Here is a 21,965-nt window from a genome sequence, read left to right as displayed (position 1 = left end):
CGTTGGTCGAACCGCTGTGCCGCGGACCGGAGTTGCAGGTGCGCGAAGCAGCCGTTCGAAGGTCGCACCGAGGGCATCGTACCTGCGGTTCCACCGCCCGCCGAAGGGTGCCGCACAGGCCGTTTGGCGAGGTGGGGGCAGAGAGGGCGCACAGGGCTTGGTGACCGAGGGTGAGCGGAAGGGTGCACGCGGCGCACACAAAAGGGGTAAAGGGCAGAACGAAGCCCCCGATCACGGGGGAACAACCGGGGGCTTCGCGTCTGCAGGGCGGCTGCCAATGGCCGCACATTCAGAACGTAAGTCCTGTACGGCCCCCGGGTCAAGCCGAGTTGAGGTACTCGGGCAACTTCTTGGAGGCGCGTCTTCACAAGTTCAGCACACAGCGGACGGTCCGTCACGGTGGGTGACATCCTGGTCCGGTCCAACTGTCTTCGCAGGCCCCGACAGCACCTCATATCCCTTCTGTGACTGTGTCACCAGAAGGTCGGCGTAGGGCCTCGAAGGGTCCTCGGAAAAGTGTTCGCGTTCCGCCCTGACCCACTCGGCCCAGAAGTCCCTTTGTTCCGCGCCGTCCCGCGCCCTGCCCCGCGTCCAGGACTCCTCGTGCGGCAGCTCCATCCACAGCAGCCGCGCCAGAAAGGGGCGCAGTGCCCGGCGGCCGGCACCGACGCCCTCGACGAGGATCACCGGGGCCGGCGGCAGCGGGCGGGGCGGGCCGAAGCGGCGGGTGCGCCAGTCGTAAGGGGAGTAGTGCGCCGTCCCGCCGCGGCCGAGTGGCTCGATCACCTGGGCCAGCAGGCGGCCGGTCCACGCGAACAGCTCCTCGTGGCTGGCGATGTCGTCGAGGTGCAGCACCGGCGCCCCGCCCAGCGCGGTGGCCAACTGTCCGGCGAACGTGGTCTTTCCGGACCCGGCGTGCCCGTCGACGCCGACGAGGCGGACCGGCCCGCAGGAGGGCGGCAGGGCCCGGAGTGCGGAGGCGAGGTGGTGAATGGCTGTTCCCAGGTGTGCTGCGGTGCGGGGGTGTTTTCCGGAAACATTCTAGTAGTGCGGCGCATAGCGGGCGTTTGCGGCCCCGGGGAAGTCGCGACTTGAACTAATTTCCGGCCGTTCTCCACCGCCCCCATTGATATTTCCGACCGGCTGACCGATATGTCGATCTCGCGTGTTTCCGGTGTGCCCGGCCCTGAGTAGGGTGCCTTCAGCGTGCACGCGTCGAACGGGGACGGACAGGGGAAGATGGCCGCGGAGTTATTCGAAGGGCAGTACGTATGGCATCCGGCGGCCGACGACCGCTTGCTCGCGAGCGTATGTGTGGACGTGCGCGCCGGAAGATATCTGAGTGCCCGTGAGGCGCTGGCCGAGACGCGTGCCGACTTCGCCCTGCGCGCCCACCGCTCCCTGGTCCTCGCCTCCGAGGCGGCCGGCACCGACCTGGTGGAGCGGTGGCTGGCCGAGGAACCGGGCCCCGAGTCCACGCTGATGTGGGCCCGGGTGGCCGTGCAGCGGGCGATCCGGGCGGCCGACGCCCGTGACGAGCGCGCCGAGGCGCTGGAGCGGATCGCTCTCGCCGCCTGCGACCGGGCCAGCGCCATGAACCCCGCCGATCCCACGCCCTGGGCCGCCAAGCTGGCCATGGCCCGGCTGCACCGCCCGCACGACCCCGCCCCCGGCGGCCTGCTGACCTCCCCGCCCGGTCCCTGGCGGCTGTTCGCACACACCCTCGCCCTCGACCCCTGGCACCGCGAGGCCCACCACCGCTTCCTGTCCTTCTTCTTCACCCGGTACGGCGGCTCGGTCAACGCGGCCTGGGACGTCGCCGCCTTCCTCGCCCAGCGGGCCCCCGCAGGCTCGGCGCTGCGGGTGCTGCCGCTGGTCGCGCTGGTGGAGAGCCACAACCCCACCCAGCTGCTCGCCGAGCGGGTCTGGGAACAGCCCCAGTGGCGCAGCACCGCGTTGTCGACCTACCACAACTGGCTGCCCACGGTGGCCGGATACCGCTTCACCCCGGTGCTCGACCTGGCCTACCTCGCGCATGCGCTGGTCATGGCCCGGTGCGAGTTCGAGGCCCGGGCGGTCTTCGCCGCCATGGGGCCGTACGCCTCACGCATGCCCTGGAGCGTCTTCGGCGAACCGGCCGACCAGCTCTCCCGGGCCCGCCGCGCCTGCGGCCTGCCCATCCCCTCCTAGAGCCCCAGAGAAAGGTCGGCACGTGTCAGAACGCACAGCGGACCCCGTCACGCTCGACGACGACGCGACCCTGCACGCGATGGGTTATCCGCGGAAACTCACCCGCCGATTCCAGGCCTTCGACAATTTCGCCATCTCCTTCACCATCATCAATATTCTCTCCGGTATTTTCTCGTCCTTCGGATTCGGTATGAACGCGGGCGGCCCCCGCATTCTCGTGTTCGGCTGGATCGGCGTCTGTGTGATGGTCCTGTGCATCGGCGCCGCGATGGCGGAAGTCGCCTCCGCTTATCCGACGAGCGGTGCCCTGTATTTCTCCGCCGGTAAACTCGCCAAACGCCACAAGGGCGCCTGGTCCTGGTACACGGGCTGGCTGAACTTCGTGGGCCAGATCGGCGGCACCGCGGCCACCGGCTATGCGGCCGCCACCTTCATCCAGGCCTTCGTCGCCCTCCAGTGGCCCTCGTACACGCCGACCACTCACCAGACGGTCCTGATCACGGCCCTGATCATCGTCGTCCAGGGGCTCGCCAACACCTACACCGTGCAGCTCGTCGCCGTACTGAACCGGATTTCCGTCTGGTGGCTGCTGATCGGACTCGTGGTGATCGTGAGCACACTGATCGTGATGCCGGACCGCCATCAGTCCGCGTCCTTCGTGACGCATTTCGTGAACAACACCGGCTTCACCAACGGCCTTTACGGCGGCCTGCTCGGGCTCCTGGTCACCAGCTGGACCTTCACCGGCTTCGACGGCAGCTTCCACATGTCCGAGGAAACCGTCCAGGCGACCCTCAACGCCCCCAGAGGGATCATCCGGTCCATCGGCTATTCGGCGATCACCGGCCTGGTCCTGATGCTCGCGCTGGTGTACAGCATCGGCGACTACGCCAAGGTGGCGAGCTCCTCCGCGCCGCCCGTCCAGATCCTCATCGACGGACTCGGCATGGGCTGGGCCAAGGCGATGCTGCTCGTCGTCATCGGCGCGATGCTCTTCTGCGGCCTCGCCAACCTCACCAGCAACACCCGGCAGATCTTCGCCTTCTCCCGGGACGGCGCCATGCCCGGCTCCCGGCTGTGGCACTCGGTGTCGCCCCGCACCCGGACCCCCGTCAAGGCCGTCTGGCTGGCGGTGGCCTGCTCGGTAGCCCTGGTGGTGCCGGGCTGGTGGTCGCACACGGCGTTCACCGCGATCGTCAGCGTCAACGTCGTCGGCCTGTTCCTCGCCTACGCCGTGCCGGTGTTCCTCCGGTTGCGCCTGGGCGACGAATTCCAGCCGGGGCCGTGGAACCTGGGCCGCTGGAGCAGCCCGGTCGGCTGGCTGGCGGTGACCTGGATCCTGCTCAGCAGCGTCCTGTTCATGCTGCCGCAGGCCTCGCCGATCACCGTCGACTCGTTCAACTACGCGCCGATCGCGCTGGCCGCCGTCCTGGTCGTGGCCACGGTCTGGTGGTTCGCCACCGCCCGCCGCCGCTTCCAGGGCCCGGTCAGCTACGGCCGCCCCGACGAGGTCGCCGCGATGGATCTCATCTGAGCCGTCCGGACGGAGCTCTTCCGAACGGTCCGAAGGAGGCCCCGGCGACCGCGCCGGGGCCCTTTCGGTGGACGAGACCGATATTGGTGGGCGTGGCATGAGCGGAAGTGCTGGCAGGGGCATGGCGCCTGCTCCATAGTTGCCCCACAGCCTCTTGCTCCGGATCAGCCGTGACGCGCACACCTGGGGGTCCTCCACCCATGAGCAGAGCCGAACAGCCGTCCCGCAGAACCGTTCTGGCAGCCGCCGCCACCGTCGCGGCGGCGGCCGTGACCCAGGGCGTGGTCCCCGCGGTGCCCGCGGTCGCCGCGCCGGAGACCGACGCCGACGAGACCGCCCGGACCGAGACCCGCCGGGCCGGCACCGGCCGTCCCGGCCACGGCCGGGACGGGACCCGCCCCATCGACTACCGCTCCTGGACGACCTACAGCGACTGGAAGACCGGCACCGTCAAGGGCGTCGGCGCCGTCGCCGGCGACCGGCCCGGCGTGGTGATCGGCACCCCGGCCGGTACCACCTCCTACACCGACCCCCACACCGGCACCACCGCCGGCTGGGAGTACGCCACCTGGACCGGCCCGGTGCACCAGCCGGCCATCCCCGCCACCGAGACCATCGCCTCCTGGAACGCGGACACCCCGGCCGGCACCTGGATCAAGGTCGAGCTGCACGGCACCTACTCCGACGGCACCGAGACCCCCTGGTACGTGATGGGCCGCTGGGCGGCCGGCGACCAGGACATCAAGCGGACCTCGGTGGACGGCCAGACGGACGGCAAGAGCACCATCTGGACCGACACCTTCGCCGTCGACGACGCCACCACGGGCCTGCGCCTCACCTCGTACCAGCTGCGCCTGACCCTCTACCGCAAGCCCGGCACCAAGCTCACCCCGACCGTCTGGCGGCTCGGCGCCATGGCCTCCGACATCCCGGACCGCTTCACCGTCCCCGCCTCCACCCCGGGCCTGGCCCAGGAGCTCAAGGTCCCGCGCTACTCCCAGGAGATCCACAAGGGCCAGTACCCCGAGTACGACAACGGCGGCGAGGCCTGGTGCAGCCCCACCTCCTCGCAGATGATCGTCGAGTACTGGGGCGGCCGCCCCACCCCCGCACAGCTGGCCTGGGTCGACCCGTCGTACACCGACCCCCAGGTCTGCCACGCGGCCCGCTACACCTACGACTACCAGTACGGCGGGTGCGGCAACTGGCCGTTCAACGCCGCCTACGCGTCGACGTACCCGGACCTCCAGGGCGTGATAACGCGACTGGCCTCGCTCACCGACCTGGAGACCCTGATCGCGGCCGGCATCCCGGCCATAACGTCACAGTCGTTCCTGGCGGCCGAGCTGACGGGTGCCGGTTACGGCACCTCCGGGCACCTGATGACCGTGATCGGCTTCACCGCGGACGGCGACGTGATCGCCAACGACCCGTTCTCGGCCACCGACGACGCGGTCCGACGGGTCTATCTGCGGCGGGAGTTCGAGAACATCTGGCTGCGGACCAAGCGGTACAACGCCAGCGGCAAGGTCGTCTCCGGCACCGGGGGCGTCTGCTACCTGTACTTCCCGGCCGCTCCGACCCCGGCCCAGCTCAAGGCGCTCGCGGCGGTCGGAGTGCGCTGACCGGGTAGGACGGCGGCCTCCGGGCACCCCGGGGGCCGCTTTCCTGTGACCAAGCTCTCCGCCGCAAAAGCCGCAATCAATGGAATGGTGGACGTCATGACCACGCACTCCGCCACCGCCGCCCGCGCCCGTACCGGCGGACCCAAGGACGACGGCCCGAAGGTTCTGGAACACGTCATGGGCTGGACCCTTGTCGTGGTCATCGCCATGTTGGTAACCCAACTCGGTCTGCTGTGACCTGACACACGACCCGACCTGACATACTGCGGATGTCCCGCAGCCCGTTGAGACCAGGGTCGAAATTGAATATCAGTCAACAGCGTGCCGCCGCCCGTCCCCGGGCGCGCGGCACCGAGCGTTCCGTGGCTCGTCGAGCTGAACTCATCGCCATCGGGCGGAAGTTGTTCGCCGACACCTCCTACGACGCGCTCTCCATGGACGACATCGCCAAGCAGGCGCATGTCGCCAAAGGGCTGATCTACTACTACTTCCAGTCCAAGCGCGGCTACTACCTGGCGATCATCCAGGACTCCGTCGCCGACCTGGTCACCTATGCCGCGAGCGGCCTGGAGCTGCCCCAGGCGGACCGCGTCCACCGGACCATCGACAGCTATCTGCGCTACGCCGAGCACCACCAGGCCGCGTACCGCACGATCGTCAGCGGCGGTGTCGGCTTCGACACCGAGGTGCACGCCATCCGGGACGGGGTGCGCGAGGCGATCGTCGCGACCATCGCCGAGGGTGCCTACGGCCGCACCGACATCGCCCCGCTCGCCAGGACCGGCCTGCTCGCCTGGCTGTGCAGCGTGGAGGGCGCCACCCTCGACTGGATCGACCGGCCCGTGCTCTCCCGTGAAACCCTGTGCGAGCTGCTGGTCAAGACGCTCGGCGGCACCCTGCGCGCCATCGAGGAACTGGACCCGTCCTACCGCGCCCCGGCCCCGGCCCGCCGGGACACCTGACGCGGAAGGGGCGGAGGGCTCGTGGTCCCCCCGCCCCATGGTCCCCCGTGAAGGGGGCTAGTTGATGGCCTTGATCAGCTCACCGTTGGTGGTGTCGCCGCTCAGCTCCCAGAAGAAGGTGCCGCCGAGGCCCTGCTGGTTCTTGTAGGTCATCTTGGTCGCGATGGTCGCCGGGGTGTCGTAACTCCACCAGTCGCTGCCGCACTTGGCGTACGCCGTGCCGCCCACCGTGCCGGTCGCCGGGCACTTGGTCTTGAGCACCTTGTAGTCGTCGATGCCCTGTTCGTACGTCCCCGCCGCCGGGCCGGTCGCCGTTCCTCCGGGGGCCGCCTGCGTGACGCCGGTCCAGCCGCGGCCGTAGAAGCCGATGCCGAGCAGCAGCTTGGCCGCCGGGATGCCGAGGCCCCTGAGCTTGGCGATGGTCGCCGAGGTGTAGTAGTTCGCCGTCGGGATGCCGGAGTAGGAGTTCAGCGGCGAGTGCGGGGCCGTCGGGCCGGTCGAGGCCCAGGCGCCGAAGTAGTCGTACGTCATCGGGTTGTACCAGTCGACGTACTGCGCCGCACCCGCGTAGTCCGCCGCGTCGATCTTGCCGCCGCTGGTGGCGTCGGCGGTGATCGCGGCCGTGACCAGTGAGCTGCTCCCGAACTTCGAGCGCAGGGCCGCCATCACGTTCCTGAACGCGTCCCGGCCGCTGGTGTCGCAGGTGTTGCCGCAGGCGTTCGGGTACTCCCAGTCGATGTCGATGCCGTCGAAGACACCCGCCCACTTGGAGTTCTTCACCAGGTCGTAGCAGGACTGGGCGAAGGCGGTGGGGTTCTTGGCGGCCTCGCCGAAGCCGCTGGACCAGGTCCAGCCGCCGAAGGACCAGAGGATCCTGAGGTTCGGGTGCTTCTTCTTCAGCTTCAGCAGCTGGTTGAAGTTGCCGCGCAGCGGCTGGTCCCAGGTGTCCGCGACGCCGTCCACGGACTCGGCTGCGGTGTAGGTCCGGTCGGTCGCCGCGTACGAGTCGCCCATCGCGCACTTGCCGCCGGTGACGTTGCCGAAGGCGTAGTTGATGTGGGTGAGCTTCGCGGCGGAGCCGGAGGTCTCGACGTTCTTGACCAGGTACTTGCGGTCGTAGGTACCCCATTCCGTGAAGTAGCCGACGACCTTGGAGCCGGCCTGCACCTGGGGAGCGGACGGGGCGGCCGCGGACGCGGTGCCCGCGCCGGCCAGCAGCCCGGCGCCGAGGACGGCGCAACAGGCCGCGGAGAGCAGCGCCCGGAAGCGGGAGCGGTGAGTGGTGTGCATCGGGTGTCTCCTCCTGGGGGAGAGGGGAACGCGCGCCGATTGGCATGAACGCGGTAAAGCGTTGGTCATGAACCTTAGGAGGACTAGACCAGTCAGGTCAATGGTTCGGACCAATTTCGCGGGTTTCGGATGTTGTCCTGGAATTCCTGAAGTAAGCGGTCGTTAACTGGTGACGGGAGGTCCCTGATCGGGCATACTCACTGCGCAGCCGCAGGTCAGCAGCTTCCGAGACCCGGAACGCCGACCTCGGCCGCACTCGAACGACAGGCGGAGCAGCCCCTATCCCGCGGGCCGTGACCGCTGCTGCCCGACAGGGAGGAGACCGACGCCATGTCCGACCGCGACCCGCAGCCGGTGGAGCGTCAACTGCCCACGGACGAGGCGAGAGACCTGCTCGCGCTGGTCCGCGAGATCGCCCGGCGTGAGATCGAGCCCAAGGCGGCCGAGGAGGAGGACACCGGGCGCTTCCCGCGCGAGGTCTTCACCCTGCTCTCCGGGTCAGGCCTGCTCGGCCTGCCCTACGACTCCGAGTACGGCGGCGGCGACCAGCCCTACGAGGTCTACCTCCAGGTCCTGGAGGAGCTGGCCGCGGCCCGTCTCACCGTCGGCCTCGGCGTGAGCGTGCACACCCTCGCGAGCTACGCGCTCGCCGCCTACGGCACCAAGCAGCAGCAGGTCGAGCACCTGCCCGCGATGCTCGGCGGCGGACTGCTCGGCGCCTACTGCCTCTCCGAGCCGGCCTCCGGTTCGGACGCGGCCTCCCTGCGCACCAGGGCCGTCCGGGACGGCGACTCCTGGGTGATCAACGGCACCAAGGCCTGGATCACGCACGGCGGCATCGCCGACTTCTACACGGTCATGGCCCGCACCGGCGCCGAGGGCTCGCACGGGATCACCGCCTTCCTGGTCCCCGGCGACGCCGAGGGCCTCAGCGGTGCGGTGCCCGAGAAGAAGATGGGCATGAAGGGCTCGCCCACCGCCCAGGTCCACTTCGACGACGTCCGGGTCTCCGACGACCGCCGCCTCGGCGAGGAGGGCCAGGGCTTCGCCATCGCCCTCTCGGCGCTGGACTCCGGCCGGCTCGGCATCGCGGCCTGCGCGATCGGCGTGGCCCAGGCGGCCCTGGACGAGGCGGTCGGCTACGCCACCGGGCGACGGCAGTTCGGCCACCCCATCTCCGACTTCCAGGGCCTGCGCTTCATGATCGCCGACATGGCCACCCAGATCGAGGCCGGCCGGGCCCTCTACCTCGCGGCGGCCCGGCTGCGCGACGCGGGCCGCCCGTTCGCCAAGCAGGCCGCCATGGCCAAGCTGCACTGCACCGACACCGCGATGAAGGTGACCACCGACGCCGTCCAGATACTCGGCGGCTACGGCTACACCGCGGACTTCCCGGCCGAGCGCTACATGCGCGAGGCCAAGGTCCTGCAGATCGTCGAGGGCACCAACCAGATCCAGCGGATGGTCATCGCCCGTCATGTGGCGGGGCCGGAAAGTCGCTGAACTCGCTGAACTGCCCGCGTGTGACCGTCGGCGCCGCCAGCCTGACCCACTCCGGGTCGTGGCGGCCCGGCAGGGCGCGGCCCCGGTCGGCCCAGGTCCGCAGCAGATCGCGGTAGATGGGCGGATCCTGCGGCTGGGGCGGCGGAAGCGACGCCACGGGCGGAGGCACGAAGATCCGGCTCTGACGGCCGAGAGCGGTGTAGGTGGTCGTCATGCCCGGCCAACGCGGCGGCGGCCGCCCTGGTCACCGATCTCCCGAATCGTGCGTGAGTTCGTGGACGTCCGCTCCCGGATCTGGTCTCTCCCCGTTTTCTGACGTACCGTCAGCCGGACCGTCTCCAGCCTCCGGGGAGGCCTGCCATGGCCGACGACCGTCCCGTGCCGCTCGACGAGTACCCCGTGCACCAGGTCCCGCTCTCCATGAAGCACGTCGCCACCGGGGACCGGAACGCCTACGACCGCTGCATCTTCCACGTCCTCGACCACGACGGCCGCGCCCTGCTCATCCTCGGCCTCGGCGTCTACCCGAACGTCGGAGTGATCGACGCCTACGCCACCCTGCGCACCGGGGACACCCTGCACGCGGTCCGCGCCGCGGACGCCCTGGGCGACGACCGGATGCGGCTCGCGGTCGGCCCGCTGCGCATCGAGGTCGAGGAGCCGCTCCGGCGCTTCCGTCTCCGCTGCGACGACTCCGTCTGCTACGACCTCACGTGGACCGCCGACTTCCCGGCCCTGTGGGAGCCGCACCACCTCCAGCGCCGGGGCGACCGGCTGACGTTGGAGGGCCGCAGGTTCGTGCAGGCCGGGGGAGTCTCCGGGGTGATCCGGGCCGGCGGGGAGGAGTACCGCGTCGACCCGGCCGGCTGGACCGGCACCCGGGACCGCAGCTGGGGCGTCCGCCCGATCCCGGGGGAGGACGGCGGGCGGCTCGCCGCGGAGCACCCGACCGAGGGCTTCCACTGGATCTGGAGCCCCGTCCGCTTCGAGGACCGCTTCCTGATGGTCGTCACCCAGGAGGACGCCGACGGCTACCGCACCCTGAACGACGCCACGCTGGTCCGCGCGGGCCACCGCGACCGCCAACTCGGCTGGCCGAACACCGAGATCACCTACCGGTCCGGCACCCGTCACCCCGAGCGTGCCGTCGTCCACCTCGGCGACCCGCGCAAACCCCGGGAACTGGAGGTGGAGATCCTCGCCTCCTCGCCGCTCGCGGTCGGCGCCGGCTACCCGCCGGCCGACGACTGGCAGCACGGCACCTGGCAGGGCCGAGCCTGGACGGACCGCCGCACCTACGACCTGACCGCGCCGCACCCGCGCGCGGCCTACGGCGTCACCGACCACTCGGCCCGCTTCCGCCTCGACGGACAGATCGGCCACGGCATCTTCGAGCACGGCTCGTTCGGCAGACACGATCCCAGCGGCTTCACCGGCTTCGACTCGGTGGCGCCCTGAAGGAGGAGGCCGGGATGACGGCGAAACCGCGCCCACGCACCACGACGCGCGACCCGGAGGACCTCACACGCCGGCTGACCGCCTGGCTGGACACCCGGCTCCCGGGCGCCAAGGCCGTCGGCGTCACGGTCCCCGCCTCCAACGGCATGTCGAGCGAGACCCTGCTCTTCGAGATCGAGCACCCCGAACCGCCGCTGCATGCCTGCGCGTTGAGGCTGGCGGCGGACCCGTCGGCGTACACGGTCTTCCCGTCCTACGACCTCACCCGCCAGTACCGCACCATGCGGCTGGTCGCCGACCGCACGGACGTGCCCGTGCCCCGCGTCCTGTGGCTGGAGGAGGACCCCGGACCGCTCGGCGCGCCCTTCTTCGTGATGGAGCGGGTCGAGGGGCGCGTCCCGCCCGACGTCATGCCCTACACCTACGAGGGGAACTGGCTGCACGCGGCGACCGACGCCGAACGAGAGCACCTCGAAGCCGCCTCCGTCGGCCTGTTGGCCCGGCTGCACGACCAAGTCCCCTTGGACGAGCTGGAGTTCCTGGCCCTCCCCGGGGGCGGCGACGCGCTGGACCGGCATGTCGAGTCCCAACGGCGCTACTACGACTGGGTGGTGGCCGGACTCGCCCGCTCACCCCTGATCGAGGCCGCCTTCGACCGGCTGGCGGACCTGTGGCCGCGCGAGCCCGGCACACCGGTCCTCTGCTGGGGCGACGCCCGGATCGGGAACGTTCTCTACGACGGCTTCGACCCCGTCGCCGTCCTCGACTGGGAGATGGCGGCACCGGCCCCGCGCGAGGTGGACCTCGGCTGGACCGTCTACCTGCACCGCTTCTTCCAGGATCTCACGGCCGCCGCCGGACAGCGGGGGCTGCCCGGGTTCCTGCGCCGCGACCACGTCGAGGCCCGCTACGCCCGGCTGACCGGCCACACCCCGCGGGACATGGACTTCTACACCCTGTACGCGGCCCTGCGGCACGCGATCGTCATGCTGCGCGTCGCCTACCGGCAGGTGTACTTCGGAGAGGCCGCCGTCCCCGCGGATCCGGACACGCTGATCCTGCACCACGGCAGCCTGCGGGCCATGGTGCAGGGCAGGTACTGGGATGCGGTGCGGTGACTCAGGCGGCCTGACGGCTGACGACCATGCCGCCGTGGCGCATCGCCGGTACGCGCATCGGACGTGAGCCCGGGCCGCCGACGTGCGAGAAGGGCTGCGTCCGCCAGTCCAGACCCTGCGGGAGGGTGAGCAGGAGGGCGGTGTCCTGCTCCTGCGGCGCGACCGACTCGTCCGCCGACGGCGCGTCGTCCGCCGCGCGGCCCGTACCGGCACAGACCGTGAGACCGAACGGGTTCCACGGCGAGGCGCACAGCGCGTGCTCCGGCAGGAACTCCTCGTCCGCCAGCAGTGCGATGGACTGCGTGCAGTCCGGGCAGATCACCCGGAACATCTCGAAGGTGTCGTACGCGTCCAGTTCCTCGGCCTCGTAGAGGTCGGATTCGACGCCCTCCGGCTCGGGCTCGACCACCAACTGCGGGCGCTTGGGCGTGGTACGACCAGGGCGCTTAAGACTCTGCATGGGTAACTCCCCCTCGGGCTGGGCCGTTACGGCGCTGCGGCCTCGACCACAGCAAGCACTTCCCGTCCGATCTCGGCGGTAATCACGAGGACATCACGGAGCCCGTTCGAGGGCTGTGGCGTTCGTCACATGCCGAACGCAGGTGCCCGCTGCGGTCGTTTTGTCCCTCAGGCGGCTCACAGCCTGCTCTCCCTGACATCACGAACCGGCCATGACCTGGGCCGCTGAACTATCCGTGGAGATCAGGCGCACTGTAGTTTTTGCGCCATGGAGGAGCTGGACCGTCAAATCGTGCAGCTGCTCGTCAAGGACGGGCGGATGAGCTACACGGACCTGGGCAAGGCCACGGGTCTGTCCACGTCGGCCGTGCACCAGCGGGTGCGCCGGCTGGAGCAGCGTGGCGTCATCCGCGGCTATGCCGCGGTCGTCGACCCGGAGGCCGTGGGGTTGCCCATGACGGCGTTCATCTCGGTGAAACCGTTCGATCCCAGCGCCCCCGACGACATCGCGGACCGCCTGGCCGGCGTGCCGGAGATCGAGGCGTGCCACAGCGTGGCGGGCGACGAGAACTACATCCTCAAGGTGCGTGTGGCGACCCCGCACGAACTGGAGGAGCTGCTGGCGCGGCTGCGCACGCTGGCGGGGGTGTCGACGCGGACGACGGTGGTCCTTTCGACGCCGTACGAGGCTCGGCCGCCGAAGATCTGAGCGCCGTTGAGCTGTCGGTCGTTCGTCGCGTGCGGGTGATTTGTAGCTGGTCGCGCAGTTCCCCGCGCCCCTGACGGGGCGCGTTTGGGGCGCCCCCCGTCCAGAGGCGTCGGTGACAGGGGTGAAACTGTTCTTCATGAGTGAGCGCGCGTCCGAACCCAAGACCGTTCTTCTCCGTCGCGGCGAGGTTCACAGTCCCGCCGATCCGTTCGCGACCGCGATGGTCGTGGAGCGGGGGCAGGTGGCCTGGGTCGGGTCCGAGGGGGCCGCCGACGCCTTCGCGGACGGCGTCGACGAGGTCGTCGACCTGGACGGGGCTCTGGTCACCCCCGCCTTCACGGACTCCCACGTCCACACCACGTCCACCGGGCTCGCCCTGACCGGCCTCGACCTGTCCGGCGCGGGCTCGCCGGCCGCGGCGCTGGCGCTGGTCAGGGACTTCGCCGCCACCTGTCCGGACGACCGGGTCCTGCTCGGGCACGGCTGGGACGCCTCCCGCTGGGCCGGCGGCCGCCCGCCGAGCCGCGCCGAGCTGGACGCGGCCACCGGCGGACGTCCGCTCTACCTCTCCCGTATCGACGTCCACTCGGCGGTCGTCACCACGGCCCTGCTGGACCTGGTCCCGGGCGCGGTGCCTCGTGAGGACGCCCCGCTCATCAGCGACGCCCATCACGCCGTACGCGCCGCCGCGTTCGCGGCCGTGACGCCCGCACAGCGTGCCGAGGCCCAGCGCACCGCCCTCGCACACGCGGCCTCCCTCGGTATCGGCACCGTGCACGAGTGCGGCGGGCCGAAGATCTCCTCCGAGGACGACTTCACCGGGCTGCTGCGGCTGGCCGCCGAGGCGTCCGGCCCGCGGGTCGTCGGTTACTGGGCGGAGGAGGACGCCGAGAAGGCGCGGGAGCTGGGCGCGCTCGGCGCCGCCGGTGACCTGTTCGTGGACGGCGCCCTCGGCTCGCACACCGCGTGCCTGCACGAGCCGTACGCCGACGCGGGCCACAGCACCGGATCCGCCTATCTGGACGCGGCCGCCGTCGCCGCCCATGTCATCGCGTGCACCGAGGCGGGCCTGCAGGCGGGCTTCCACGCCATCGGCGACGCCGCGGTGACCGCCGTCGTGGAAGGCGTCCGCGCCGCCGCCGACAAGGTCGGCCTGGCCCGTGTCCGTGCCGCCCGGCACCGCGTCGAGCACGCCGAGATGCTCACCCCCGAGCACATCGCCGCCTTCGCCGAGCTCGGCCTGATCGCCTCCGTACAGCCCGCCTTCGACGCGCTGTGGGGCGGGGAGGACGGCATGTACGCCCAGCGGCTCGGTGCCGAGCGGGCCCGCACCCTCAACCCGTTCGCCGCCCTCCTCAAGGCCGGGGTCCCGCTCGCCTTCGGCTCCGACAGCCCCGTCACCCCGCTCGATCCCTGGGGGACCGTGCGGGCCGCCGCCTTCCACCACACGCCCGGGCACCGGGTCTCGGTACGCGCCGCGTTCACCGCGCACACCCGCGGCGGCTGGCGTGCGATCGGCCGGGACGACGCGGGCGTCCTGGTGCCCGGCGCACCCGCGGACTACGCGGTCTGGCGCACCGACGAACTGGTGGTGCAGGCGCCGGACGACCGGGTCGCCCGCTGGTCCACCGACCCGCGCTCCGGCACTCCCGGCCTGCCCGACCTGACCCCCGGCCGCGAGCTGCCGGTCTGTCTGCGCACCGTGGTGGGCGGCCGGACCGTGTTCGTACGACCGGGCGAGTGATCTCCCGGGGTGGCGCGGCCGTGATCGACGGCCGCCGCCCCGTCGCGCGACCTGCGCATCCTCCGCCCTGACCAGGGCTTTGAGGTCGTTTTCGCAGGTCAAACGGCTGTTGACAGCCAGCGGCAGCGGGCCGGTAGGTTCGGCCGAGTCCACCACCGGACGCCCGACCGGGGAACAGTTCGCGCACTCGTCGCAGCGCCGCTGGGTCAGGGACGGTGTGCCGCACCGGGGCACCGTCACTGGGAGCCAGGCTCAGCGCCCGCGCCGACGAGGGAACGTTCGGGCCGGTCGGGAGGTGTGACCCGGGTGGGGCCCGGACGCTCAGTAGACAACGGCTTTCGGTCGACCCGCAGCCAGCGGGTCCCAGGTCGGCCCGAAGGGCGCCGGGCCCCCATCCGTAGGGGAGGAGAGTGGCTGCGCAGGGGAACAAAGTGGCCCGGCGGGGGAACACGGTGGCGAAAGCGCGGATGACGGCCACCCGAAACGGGCATCCTTACCCCGTTCTTGCGGAATCGACACCACCATACGAACGAGCTGTCGCGTCAGCGCAGGCCGCGGCCACTATGGTGGTCCCCTGCGTACGACATGAAGGGGCTGCAGTGAACGACGGCGACGGGACCCTCGCGGCACAGGCCCAGGGGAGGCGGTTCGGCCCGCTCGGCACGGCCTTGGTGATCATTCCCACGTACAACGAGGCGGAGAACATCAAGTCCATCGTCGGCCGGGTGCGCCAGGCCGTCCCCGAGGCGCACGTGCTGGTGGCCGACGACAACAGCCCCGACGGCACGGGCAAGCTCGCCGACGAACTGGCCGCCGAGGACGACCACGTCCAGGTGCTGCACCGCAAGGGCAAGGAAGGCCTCGGCGCCGCCTACCTCGCGGGCTTCCACTGGGGTATGGACAACGGCTACGGCGTGCTCATCGAGATGGACGCCGACGGCTCCCACCAGCCGGAGGAACTGCCCCGGCTGCTGACCGCGCTGAAGGGCGCCGACCTGGTGCTCGGCTCCCGCTGGGTGCCCGGCGGCCGGGTCGTCAACTGGCCGAAGTCCCGTGAGTTCATCTCCCGGGGCGGTTCCCTGTACTCCCGTCTCGCGCTCGACCTCCCGCTCCGGGACATCACCGGCGGCTACCGCGCCTTCCGCCGCGAGACCCTGGAGGGCCTGGGGCTGGACGAGGTCGCCTCGCAGGGCTACTGCTTCCAGGTCGATCTGGCCCGCCGCGCGATCAAGGCCGGCTTCCAGGTCGTCGAGGTGCCCATCACCTTCGTCGAGCGGGAGTTCGGCGACTCCAAGATGAGCCGCGACATCCTCGTCGAGGCGCTGTGGCGGGTCACCTCGTGGGGCGTCACCGACCGGGTGGGCAAGATGACGGGCAAGGGCAAGCCCTCCTAGCGCCCGCAAGGGCCGGCTCTCCTGGCGCCCGCAAGGGCCGGCCCCTCCGGCGCCCGCAAGGGCAGCCCTCTCAGCGGACTCCGGCGAACCTCACAGTTCCGGTTGATCATCCCCTTATGCCGCACTGAGCCGGGCCCAGGCACACTGGGTGCATGACGACTGGCGCGCAGACCCCTCCGTACACCACCCGGCCCCGGCGCTCCCGGCTCGGCAGATACCTGCCGCTGGGTGTCGCGGTGTGGCTGGTGCTGGAGATCTGGCTGCTGACGGTGGTCGCCGGCGCGGCGGGCGGCATGACCGTCTTCCTGCTGCTGGTGGCGGGCTTCGTCGCCGGCGCCGTGGTCATCAAGCGCGCCGGTCGGCGCGCCTTCCAGAGCCTCAACGAGGCGATCCAGCGCGGCGGCTCCCCGGAGCGCGGCGGTGGCAACGGTCTGATGATGCTGGGCGGCCTGCTCCTCATGATCCCCGGCCTGGTCTCCGACGCCCTCGGCCTGCTGCTCCTGCTGCCGCCGGTCCAGAAGGCGGTCTCCCGCCTCGCGGAACGCACCCTCGACCGCAGACTCCGCGCCGCCGCCCCCGGCACCCTGGGCGACGCGTTCCAGCAGGCCCGCATGCACCGCCCGGACGGCAAGGTGGTCCAGGGTGAGGTGATCCGGAACGACGGCCCCGAGCCGGGGGACGAGCCGACAGGAGAGCGGCCGCCGCTGACGCGCTGATGATCCCTGCACGGGACAACCGAGGGCGCCGTACGTTCACAGAACGTACGGCGGCCACGGGGGTTTTGTTGGCTTACGTTTACACGAAAAATGGGGGCATGGGGCGGTGCCAGGGGTGTATCGCGATGTTCATCGCCCCGGAACGCAGAACCGCCAGACGCTCCTCAAGGACCTCTTCGAGTTCCTCACGGGTGCGCCGCTCCATCAGCATGTCCCAGTGAGTACGCGCGGGCTTGGCCTTTTTCTCTTCAGGGCCGTCGCCGTCTACCAGAAGTGCCTGGGCCCCGCAGACCTTGCACTCCCACTCCGGCGGGATCTCCGCCTCGACCGAGAAGGGCATCTCGAAGCGGTGCCCCTTCTCGCATGCGTACTCCACGGCCTGGCGCGGGGCCAGGTCGATACCGCGGTCCGTCTCGTAGCTGGTCACCACGAGGCGCGTACCGCGAAGAGCTCGCTCACTCATGAATCGTGCCTCCCGGGCTTGTCGCCCACAGGACAGGTGTCGCTGTCGTCGTCATCCGGTCAACGTCCGGTCGGCGGTAAAGATTCCCGTTCCGGGTCATGCGTCGCCGTCGTAGCCGCCCCTTGTTGTACCCACCGGCGCCCGGTTTGTCACATCTGCTAACAGATGTCACCCAGCGTTTCGGCATCTTTGACGCGCAGTAACGGTACGCCTGGCAGGCCAAACGCGTACACTACCGCCCTTCCGCGTTGAACGCTAAATCTTCTGTTGGATCTTCCCGCTGGATCTTCTAGACCTTCTGCGGAACCGGGTTGCCGGCCTCACTGATCGCCCGTCGCACCGGTACCCGCGCCAGCAGCGCGAACCCGATGACGAAGAAGGCCACCAGCGAGATGATCGCCGAGCGGTAGCTTCCGGTCAGCTGGTAGGTGATCCCGAACAACAACGGTCCCAGCCAGCTCATCCCCCGATCGCTCATCTCGTACGCCGCGAAGTACTCGGCTTCTTTTCCGGGCGGTACGAGATGCGAGAACAGCGAGCGGGACAGGGCCTGGCTGCCGCCCAGGACGAGGCCGATGCCGCCCGCCAGGACGAAGAACCACACCGGTGCCCTGGCCGGCAGGAAGTACCCGGCCGCCAGCGTCACCGTCCAGGCCACCAGTGATCCCAGGATCGTGCGTTTCGCCCCGTACGTCCTGGCCAGCCGCCCCATCGTCAGGGCGCCCGCCACGGCCAGCACCTGCACCAGCAGGACCGCGCCGATGAGCGTCGACTGGCCGAGCCCGAGTTCCTCGGAGCCGTAGACGGACGCCTGGGAGATCACGGTCTGGATGCCGTCGTTGTAGATGAGGTATGCCAGCAGGAAGGAGAGCGTCAGCGGATGGCGGCGCATGTCCCGGGCGGTCGCCGCCAGTTGCCGCAGCCCCGGCGCCGTCGCGCCGGCCTTCCGGCCGCCCCGGTCGCGCAGCCGCCGCAGCGGTACGAGGGTGAAGGCGCCCCACCACAGGCCCGCCCCGGCCAGGCAGATGCGGACCGCCTCCGTCTCGGAGAGGCCGAAGGAGTCGTGCCCGGAGTAGAGGACCAGGTTGACGATCAGCACCAGTGAGCCGGACGCGTAGCCGAAGGCCCAGCCCCGGGAGGAGATGGTGTCGCGTTCCTCGTGAGGGGCGATCTGGGGGAGGTAGGAGTTGTAGAGCATCAGGGCGACGGACTGGGCGGCGTTGGCGACGATCAGCAGCAGCCCGCCCAGCAGGTAGCGGTCACCGTCCAGGAAGAACATGCCCGTCGTCGCCGCGGCCCCGGTGTACGCGGCCACGCCGAGCAGCTGCTTCTTGCGGCCGGTGCGGTCGGCCGCGCTGCCCACCAGGGGCATGAGCACGACCGCGAGGACCACCGACAGGGAGACCGAGTAGGCGAAGAAGGAGCCCGCCCGGACCGGGATGCCGAGCGGATGCACATAGCCGTCGGCGTCCGCCGCGTGGTCGGCGACCGAGGTGAGGTAGGGGCCCAGGAAGACGGTGAGGACGCTCGTCGAGTAGACCGAGCACGCCCAGTCGTAGAAGTACCACCCGCGCTGTTCGCGCCGCAGCTCGGCGGCCTCGTCCCAGGCCTCCGTCCGCACGGTCTCGGTGCCCACCCGTGCCCTCGCCTTTCCCGCAGCAGTGCCGTGCGCGCGTCTCAGAACCAGACGCCGCGCTGCCGCATGACCTCACGCAACGTGTCGATGTGATCGGTCATGATGCCATCGACCCCCAGGTCCAGGAGCCGGTGCATCCGCTCGGGTTCGTTGATGGTCCACACGTGGACGTGCAGCCCGCGTGCGTGGGCGGCGCGCACGAAGCGCCGGTCGACCACCGGGACCCCCGACTGGGACTCGGGCACCTGTGCCGCGACCGCCGAGCGGCGCACCGCCGCGGGCAGTCCCCAGGAGCGCAGCCGCAGCCCGACCACACCGCGCGTACCGAACGAGGTGGCGAGGCGCGGCCCCGCCAGCCGCTGCGCCCGCAGCACCCGCGCCTCCGAGAACGACCCGACGCACACCCGGTCGTAGGAGTCCGTCTTCTCGATCAGCTCCAGGAGCGGCCGCAGGGCCGGTTCCGTCTTGGCGTCCACGTTCCAGCGGACGTCCGGGAACTCCTCGAGCAGCTCCTCGAAGAGGGGGAGCGGCTCGCGGCCGGCCACGCGCGCCTGCCGTACGTCCTCCCACGGCAGGTCGGAGATCCGGCCGGCCCCGTCGGTGACCCGGTCCAGGGTGTCGTCGTGGAAGGCGACGAGCCTGCCGTCCGTCGTGGCGTGCACATCCGTCTCGATGTACCGGTAGCCGAGCTCGACCGCCCGCCGGAACTGCGCCACGGTGTTCTCCAGGCCGTCCGCGGCGCCGCCTCGATGGGCGAAGGCGATGGGGCCGGGGTGGTCCAGGTACGGATGGCGTATCGGCGTGCTCACTTGGGCAGTATGGCGCGCTCGGGTGACCCCGTGGCAACGATCGTGCTGCGGCCGGATGCCGCCGGGACGGCGAACACCTTCAGGAACAGCTGTGCGAGCGGGCCGATGGACACGGCGTAGAGCAGGGTGCCGACGCCGACGGTGCCGCCGAGCACGAACCCGGTGACGACCACCACGACCTCGATCGCCGTCCGGATGAGCCGGATCGACCGGCTGCTGCGCCGGTGCAGCCCCGTCATCAGGCCGTCCCGGGGACCGGGCCCGAAGCTCGCCGCGATGTACAGGCCGGTCGCCGCGCCGTTGAGCACGATGCCGGCCGCCATCAGCGGAATCCGCACCGCGAACCCGTGCACCTCGGGGACGACGGCGAGTGCGGCGTTCATGGCGAGGCCGATGACGAAGACGTTGGAGACCGTGCCGAGGCCCGGCCGCTGGCGCAGCGGGATCCACAGGAGGAGCACGGCCGCCCCCACGACGATCGACACCGTGCCGATGCTCAGCCCGGAGTGCCGGGCGAGCCCCTGGTGCAGCACGCCCCAGGGCTCAAGCCCGAGGCCCGCCTCGACGAGAAGCGCGGAACTCACGCCGTACAGCGTGAGTCCCGCATAGAGCTGGACCAACCGTCGCCCGAGACGGCCTTGCGTGGACAAGGGATACCCCCCTGGTGGTAAAGGTGGACTGGCTCATGTCACTCTGTGGCTTGACGGGGAGAGCCATCCATGGCCAATTCGGGGAAGGTGGACTGATTCGCATGGCGCAGTGGACCTCGGCGGTAGGTGCCGCACAGCTCGCCCGGCTGCTCAACTCGCAGCAGGACCGCCCGGCCGGCCCCGGCACCCGGCGTCCGCCCGCCTACCGCGCCCTCGCCGACGGTATCCGGCTGCTGGTCCTGGAAGGCCGGGTCCCGGTCGCCGCCCGGCTGCCCGCCGAACGCGAACTGGCCCTCGCCCTGTCCGTCAGCCGTACGACGGTGGCGGCGGCCTACGAGGCGCTGCGCGCGGAGGGCTTCCTGGAGTCACGCCGGGGCGCGGGAAGCTGGACCGCGGTCCCGGCGGGCAACCCGCTCCCGGCCCGCGGCCTGGAACCCCTGCCCCCCGAGGCGCTCGGCTCGGTGATCGACCTGGGCTGCGCCGCACTGCCGGCCCCCGAGCCGTGGCTGACCCGCGCGGTCCAGGGCGCCCTGGAGGAACTCCCGCCGTACGCCCACACCCACGGCGACTACCCGGCCGGACTCCCCGTCCTCCGCTCGATGATCGCCGAGCGCTACACGGCGCGCGGGATCCCCACCATGCCCGAGCAGATCATGGTCACGACCGGGGCGATGGGCGCGATCGACGCCATCTGCCATCTCTTCGGCGGCCGCGGCGAACGCATCGCCGTCGAGTCGCCGTCGTACGCCAACATCCTCCAGCTGATGCGGGAGGCGGGCGCCCGCCTGGTGCCGGTGGCGATGGCCGAGGGACTGGGCGGCTGGGACCTGGACCGGTGGCGCCAGGTCCTGCGGGAGGCGGCGCCCCGCATCGCGTACGTGGTCGCCGACTTCCACAACCCCACCGGGGCGCTCGCCGACGACGACCAGCGGCGCCGGCTGGTGGACGCGGCCCGCTCGGCGGGCACGGTGCTGGTCGCCGACGAGACGATGAGCGAGCTGTGGCTGGACGACGACGTGGAGATGCCCCGCCCGGTGTGCGGCTTCGACCCGGCGGGCTCCACCGTCATCACCGTCGGCTCGGCCAGCAAGGCGTTCTGGGCGGGCATGCGCATCGGCTGGGTCCGGGCGGCTCCCGACGTGATCCGCAGCCTGGTCGCCGCGCGGGCCTACGCCGACCTGGGCACGCCGGTGCTGGAGCAGCTGGCGGTGAACTGGCTGTTCAGCACGGGGGGCTGGGCCCAGGCCGTCGAGCTGCGCCGGGCCCAGGCCCGGGAGAACCGCGAGGCGCTGGTGACGGCGGTGCGGCGGGAGCTGCCGGAGTGGGAGTTCGAGGTGCCCAAGGGCGGGCTCACCCTGTGGGTCCGTGCCGGGGGCCTGTCGGGCTCGCGGCTGGCGGAGGCGGGGGAGCGGGTGGGGGTACGCGTCCCGTCCGGTCCGCGGTTCGGGGTCGACGGGGCCTTCGAGGGCTATGTGCGCCTTCCGTTCACCGTGGGGGGAGCGGTGGCGGAGGAGGCGGCGGCGCGACTGGCTGCGGCGGCGCGGCTGGTGGAGTCGGGGGCGAGTGGGGGGAACGGCGAGGCACCGCGGACTTTTGTGGCGTAGGGGCCGCGAAGCGCCCCGCAAGGGGCGCGGGGAACTGCGCGACCACCCCCCACCGGCCCGCAGTCGAAGATCTACTGGCCGCGGGCGGCACCCGCCCGGCG

21 protein-coding genes are annotated in these 21,965 nt (G+C 71.0%); 13 read left to right on the top strand and 8 right to left on the bottom strand.

Annotated features, from left to right (window positions below; all coding sequences use genetic code 11):
• Positions 1-372: 372 nt before the first annotated feature.
• Complete coding sequence (locus ACFWPS_RS17255) at positions 373-882, bottom strand: hypothetical protein (RefSeq protein ID WP_383705831.1); 510 nt, start codon at positions 880-882, stop codon at positions 373-375.
• Between the two features lie 357 nt (positions 883-1,239).
• On the opposite strand from ACFWPS_RS17255, the gene ACFWPS_RS17250 reads away from it, so the two are divergent.
• The 5 genes from ACFWPS_RS17250 (at position 1,240) to ACFWPS_RS17230 (ending at position 6,311) form a co-directional block, all read left to right on the top strand.
• A complete protein-coding gene (locus tag ACFWPS_RS17250) occupies positions 1,240-2,190 on the top strand; it encodes a hypothetical protein (protein ID WP_383705940.1) in 951 nt (316 codons plus the stop codon).
• A 79-nt stretch (positions 2,191-2,269) separates the two neighbouring features.
• On the top strand, positions 2,270-3,724 hold the full coding sequence (locus ACFWPS_RS17245; RefSeq protein WP_383705938.1) for an amino acid permease: 1,455 nt from the start codon (positions 2,270-2,272) through the stop codon (positions 3,722-3,724).
• Positions 3,725-3,924: 200 nt separating this feature from the next.
• Positions 3,925-5,349 carry a peptidase C39 family protein gene (locus ACFWPS_RS17240; RefSeq protein WP_383705829.1) on the top strand — a complete coding sequence of 475 codons (1,425 nt, stop codon included), beginning with the start codon at positions 3,925-3,927 and terminating at the stop codon, positions 5,347-5,349.
• A 96-nt stretch (positions 5,350-5,445) separates the two neighbouring features.
• Entirely contained in the window at positions 5,446-5,586 is a 141-nt protein-coding gene (locus ACFWPS_RS17235; protein ID WP_308310962.1) for an SCO1431 family membrane protein, read from the top strand.
• A gap of 65 nt (positions 5,587-5,651) precedes the next feature.
• On the top strand, positions 5,652-6,311 hold the full coding sequence (locus ACFWPS_RS17230; RefSeq protein ID WP_383705827.1) for a TetR/AcrR family transcriptional regulator: 660 nt from the start codon (positions 5,652-5,654) through the stop codon (positions 6,309-6,311).
• Positions 6,312-6,368: 57 nt separating this feature from the next.
• On the opposite strand, the gene ACFWPS_RS17225 is transcribed toward ACFWPS_RS17230, so the two are convergent.
• Positions 6,369-7,601 carry a glycoside hydrolase family 18 protein gene (locus ACFWPS_RS17225; RefSeq protein ID WP_383705825.1) on the bottom strand — a complete coding sequence of 411 codons (1,233 nt, stop codon included), beginning with the start codon at positions 7,599-7,601 and terminating at the stop codon, positions 6,369-6,371.
• Between the two features lie 330 nt (positions 7,602-7,931).
• On the opposite strand from ACFWPS_RS17225, the gene ACFWPS_RS17220 reads away from it, so the two are divergent.
• Positions 7,932-9,104 carry an acyl-CoA dehydrogenase family protein gene (locus tag ACFWPS_RS17220; RefSeq protein WP_383705824.1) on the top strand — a complete coding sequence of 391 codons (1,173 nt, stop codon included), beginning with the start codon at positions 7,932-7,934 and terminating at the stop codon, positions 9,102-9,104.
• Here ACFWPS_RS17220 and ACFWPS_RS17215 read toward each other — a convergent pair.
• On the bottom strand, positions 9,067-9,318 hold the full coding sequence (locus tag ACFWPS_RS17215) for a hypothetical protein (protein ID WP_383705822.1): 252 nt from the start codon (positions 9,316-9,318) through the stop codon (positions 9,067-9,069). The two genes, ACFWPS_RS17220 and ACFWPS_RS17215, sit on opposite strands and share 38 nt — an antisense overlap.
• A gap of 146 nt (positions 9,319-9,464) precedes the next feature.
• On the opposite strand from ACFWPS_RS17215, the gene ACFWPS_RS17210 reads away from it, so the two are divergent.
• Positions 9,465-10,562: a hypothetical protein gene (locus ACFWPS_RS17210; RefSeq protein WP_383705820.1), complete on the top strand. Its 1,098-nt coding sequence runs from the start codon at positions 9,465-9,467 to the stop codon at positions 10,560-10,562.
• Positions 10,563-10,576: 14 nt separating this feature from the next.
• Entirely contained in the window at positions 10,577-11,680 is a 1,104-nt protein-coding gene (locus tag ACFWPS_RS17205; protein WP_383705818.1) for a phosphotransferase family protein, read from the top strand.
• A 1-nt stretch (position 11,681) separates the two neighbouring features.
• On the opposite strand, the gene ACFWPS_RS17200 is transcribed toward ACFWPS_RS17205, so the two are convergent.
• A complete protein-coding gene (locus tag ACFWPS_RS17200) occupies positions 11,682-12,140 on the bottom strand; it encodes a hypothetical protein (protein WP_383705816.1) in 459 nt (152 codons plus the stop codon).
• Between the two features lie 267 nt (positions 12,141-12,407).
• Here ACFWPS_RS17200 and ACFWPS_RS17195 point away from each other — a divergent pair, with 267 nt between their 5' ends.
• From ACFWPS_RS17195 to fxsA, 4 genes are all read left to right on the top strand, one after another.
• Positions 12,408-12,848: an Lrp/AsnC family transcriptional regulator gene (locus tag ACFWPS_RS17195; RefSeq protein ID WP_383705814.1), complete on the top strand. Its 441-nt coding sequence runs from the start codon at positions 12,408-12,410 to the stop codon at positions 12,846-12,848.
• Between the two features lie 136 nt (positions 12,849-12,984).
• Positions 12,985-14,592 carry an amidohydrolase gene (locus ACFWPS_RS17190; RefSeq protein ID WP_383705812.1) on the top strand — a complete coding sequence of 536 codons (1,608 nt, stop codon included), beginning with the start codon at positions 12,985-12,987 and terminating at the stop codon, positions 14,590-14,592.
• 599 nt (positions 14,593-15,191) lie between these two features.
• Positions 15,192-15,986 carry a polyprenol monophosphomannose synthase gene (locus ACFWPS_RS17185; protein WP_383705810.1) on the top strand — a complete coding sequence of 265 codons (795 nt, stop codon included), beginning with the start codon at positions 15,192-15,194 and terminating at the stop codon, positions 15,984-15,986.
• A 152-nt stretch (positions 15,987-16,138) separates the two neighbouring features.
• Positions 16,139-16,702, top strand: coding sequence for an FxsA family membrane protein (gene fxsA / locus ACFWPS_RS17180; RefSeq protein ID WP_383705808.1), 564 nt, complete (start codon positions 16,139-16,141; stop codon positions 16,700-16,702).
• A 79-nt stretch (positions 16,703-16,781) separates the two neighbouring features.
• Here fxsA and ACFWPS_RS17175 read toward each other — a convergent pair whose 3' ends face one another.
• From ACFWPS_RS17175 to ACFWPS_RS17160, 4 genes are all read right to left on the bottom strand, one after another.
• Complete coding sequence (locus tag ACFWPS_RS17175) at positions 16,782-17,165, bottom strand: RNA polymerase-binding protein RbpA (RefSeq protein ID WP_383705806.1); 384 nt, start codon at positions 17,163-17,165, stop codon at positions 16,782-16,784.
• A 289-nt stretch (positions 17,166-17,454) separates the two neighbouring features.
• Complete coding sequence (locus ACFWPS_RS17170) at positions 17,455-18,801, bottom strand: MFS transporter (RefSeq protein ID WP_383705804.1); 1,347 nt, start codon at positions 18,799-18,801, stop codon at positions 17,455-17,457.
• A gap of 41 nt (positions 18,802-18,842) precedes the next feature.
• On the bottom strand, positions 18,843-19,610 hold the full coding sequence (locus ACFWPS_RS17165) for a glycerophosphodiester phosphodiesterase (RefSeq protein WP_383705802.1): 768 nt from the start codon (positions 19,608-19,610) through the stop codon (positions 18,843-18,845).
• Positions 19,607-20,260, bottom strand: coding sequence for a YitT family protein (locus ACFWPS_RS17160; protein ID WP_383705800.1), 654 nt, complete (start codon positions 20,258-20,260; stop codon positions 19,607-19,609). The genes ACFWPS_RS17165 and ACFWPS_RS17160 overlap by 4 nt, the downstream gene beginning before the upstream one ends.
• 101 nt (positions 20,261-20,361) lie before the next feature.
• Between ACFWPS_RS17160 and ACFWPS_RS17155 the strand changes: the two genes are divergently transcribed.
• On the top strand, positions 20,362-21,864 hold the full coding sequence (locus tag ACFWPS_RS17155) for a PLP-dependent aminotransferase family protein (protein WP_383705798.1): 1,503 nt from the start codon (positions 20,362-20,364) through the stop codon (positions 21,862-21,864).
• Positions 21,865-21,965 lie beyond the last annotated feature (101 nt).

Origin of the sequence: Streptomyces sp. NPDC058457 (assembly GCF_042720695.1) — a bacterium.
Taxonomy (GTDB): domain Bacteria; phylum Actinomycetota; class Actinomycetes; order Streptomycetales; family Streptomycetaceae; genus Streptomyces.
This window is presented reverse-complemented; position numbering and strand designations above follow the sequence as displayed.

Bases quoted from the DNA above. Each gene is read 5' to 3' on its own strand.
- ACFWPS_RS17250 (WP_383705940.1), top strand. From the start codon at position 1,240: ATGGCCGCGGAGTTATTCGAAGGGCAGTACGTATGGCATCCGGCGGCC.
- ACFWPS_RS17245 (WP_383705938.1), top strand. From the start codon at position 2,270: ATGGGTTATCCGCGGAAACTCACCCGCCGATTCCAGGCCTTCGACAAT.
- ACFWPS_RS17240 (WP_383705829.1), top strand. From the start codon at position 3,925: ATGAGCAGAGCCGAACAGCCGTCCCGCAGAACCGTTCTGGCAGCCGCC.
- ACFWPS_RS17235 (WP_308310962.1), top strand. From the start codon at position 5,446: ATGACCACGCACTCCGCCACCGCCGCCCGCGCCCGTACCGGCGGACCC.
- ACFWPS_RS17225 (WP_383705825.1), bottom strand. From the start codon at position 7,601: ATGCACACCACTCACCGCTCCCGCTTCCGGGCGCTGCTCTCCGCGGCC.
- ACFWPS_RS17220 (WP_383705824.1), top strand. From the start codon at position 7,932: ATGTCCGACCGCGACCCGCAGCCGGTGGAGCGTCAACTGCCCACGGAC.
- ACFWPS_RS17215 (WP_383705822.1), bottom strand. From the start codon at position 9,318: ATGACGACCACCTACACCGCTCTCGGCCGTCAGAGCCGGATCTTCGTG.
- ACFWPS_RS17210 (WP_383705820.1), top strand. From the start codon at position 9,465: ATGGCCGACGACCGTCCCGTGCCGCTCGACGAGTACCCCGTGCACCAG.
- ACFWPS_RS17205 (WP_383705818.1), top strand. From the start codon at position 10,577: ATGACGGCGAAACCGCGCCCACGCACCACGACGCGCGACCCGGAGGAC.
- ACFWPS_RS17200 (WP_383705816.1), bottom strand. From the start codon at position 12,140: ATGCAGAGTCTTAAGCGCCCTGGTCGTACCACGCCCAAGCGCCCGCAG.
- ACFWPS_RS17195 (WP_383705814.1), top strand. From the start codon at position 12,408: ATGGAGGAGCTGGACCGTCAAATCGTGCAGCTGCTCGTCAAGGACGGG.
- ACFWPS_RS17190 (WP_383705812.1), top strand. From the start codon at position 12,985: ATGAGTGAGCGCGCGTCCGAACCCAAGACCGTTCTTCTCCGTCGCGGC.
- fxsA (WP_383705808.1), top strand. From the start codon at position 16,139: ATGACGACTGGCGCGCAGACCCCTCCGTACACCACCCGGCCCCGGCGC.
- ACFWPS_RS17175 (WP_383705806.1), bottom strand. From the start codon at position 17,165: ATGAGTGAGCGAGCTCTTCGCGGTACGCGCCTCGTGGTGACCAGCTAC.
- ACFWPS_RS17155 (WP_383705798.1), top strand. From the start codon at position 20,362: ATGGCGCAGTGGACCTCGGCGGTAGGTGCCGCACAGCTCGCCCGGCTG.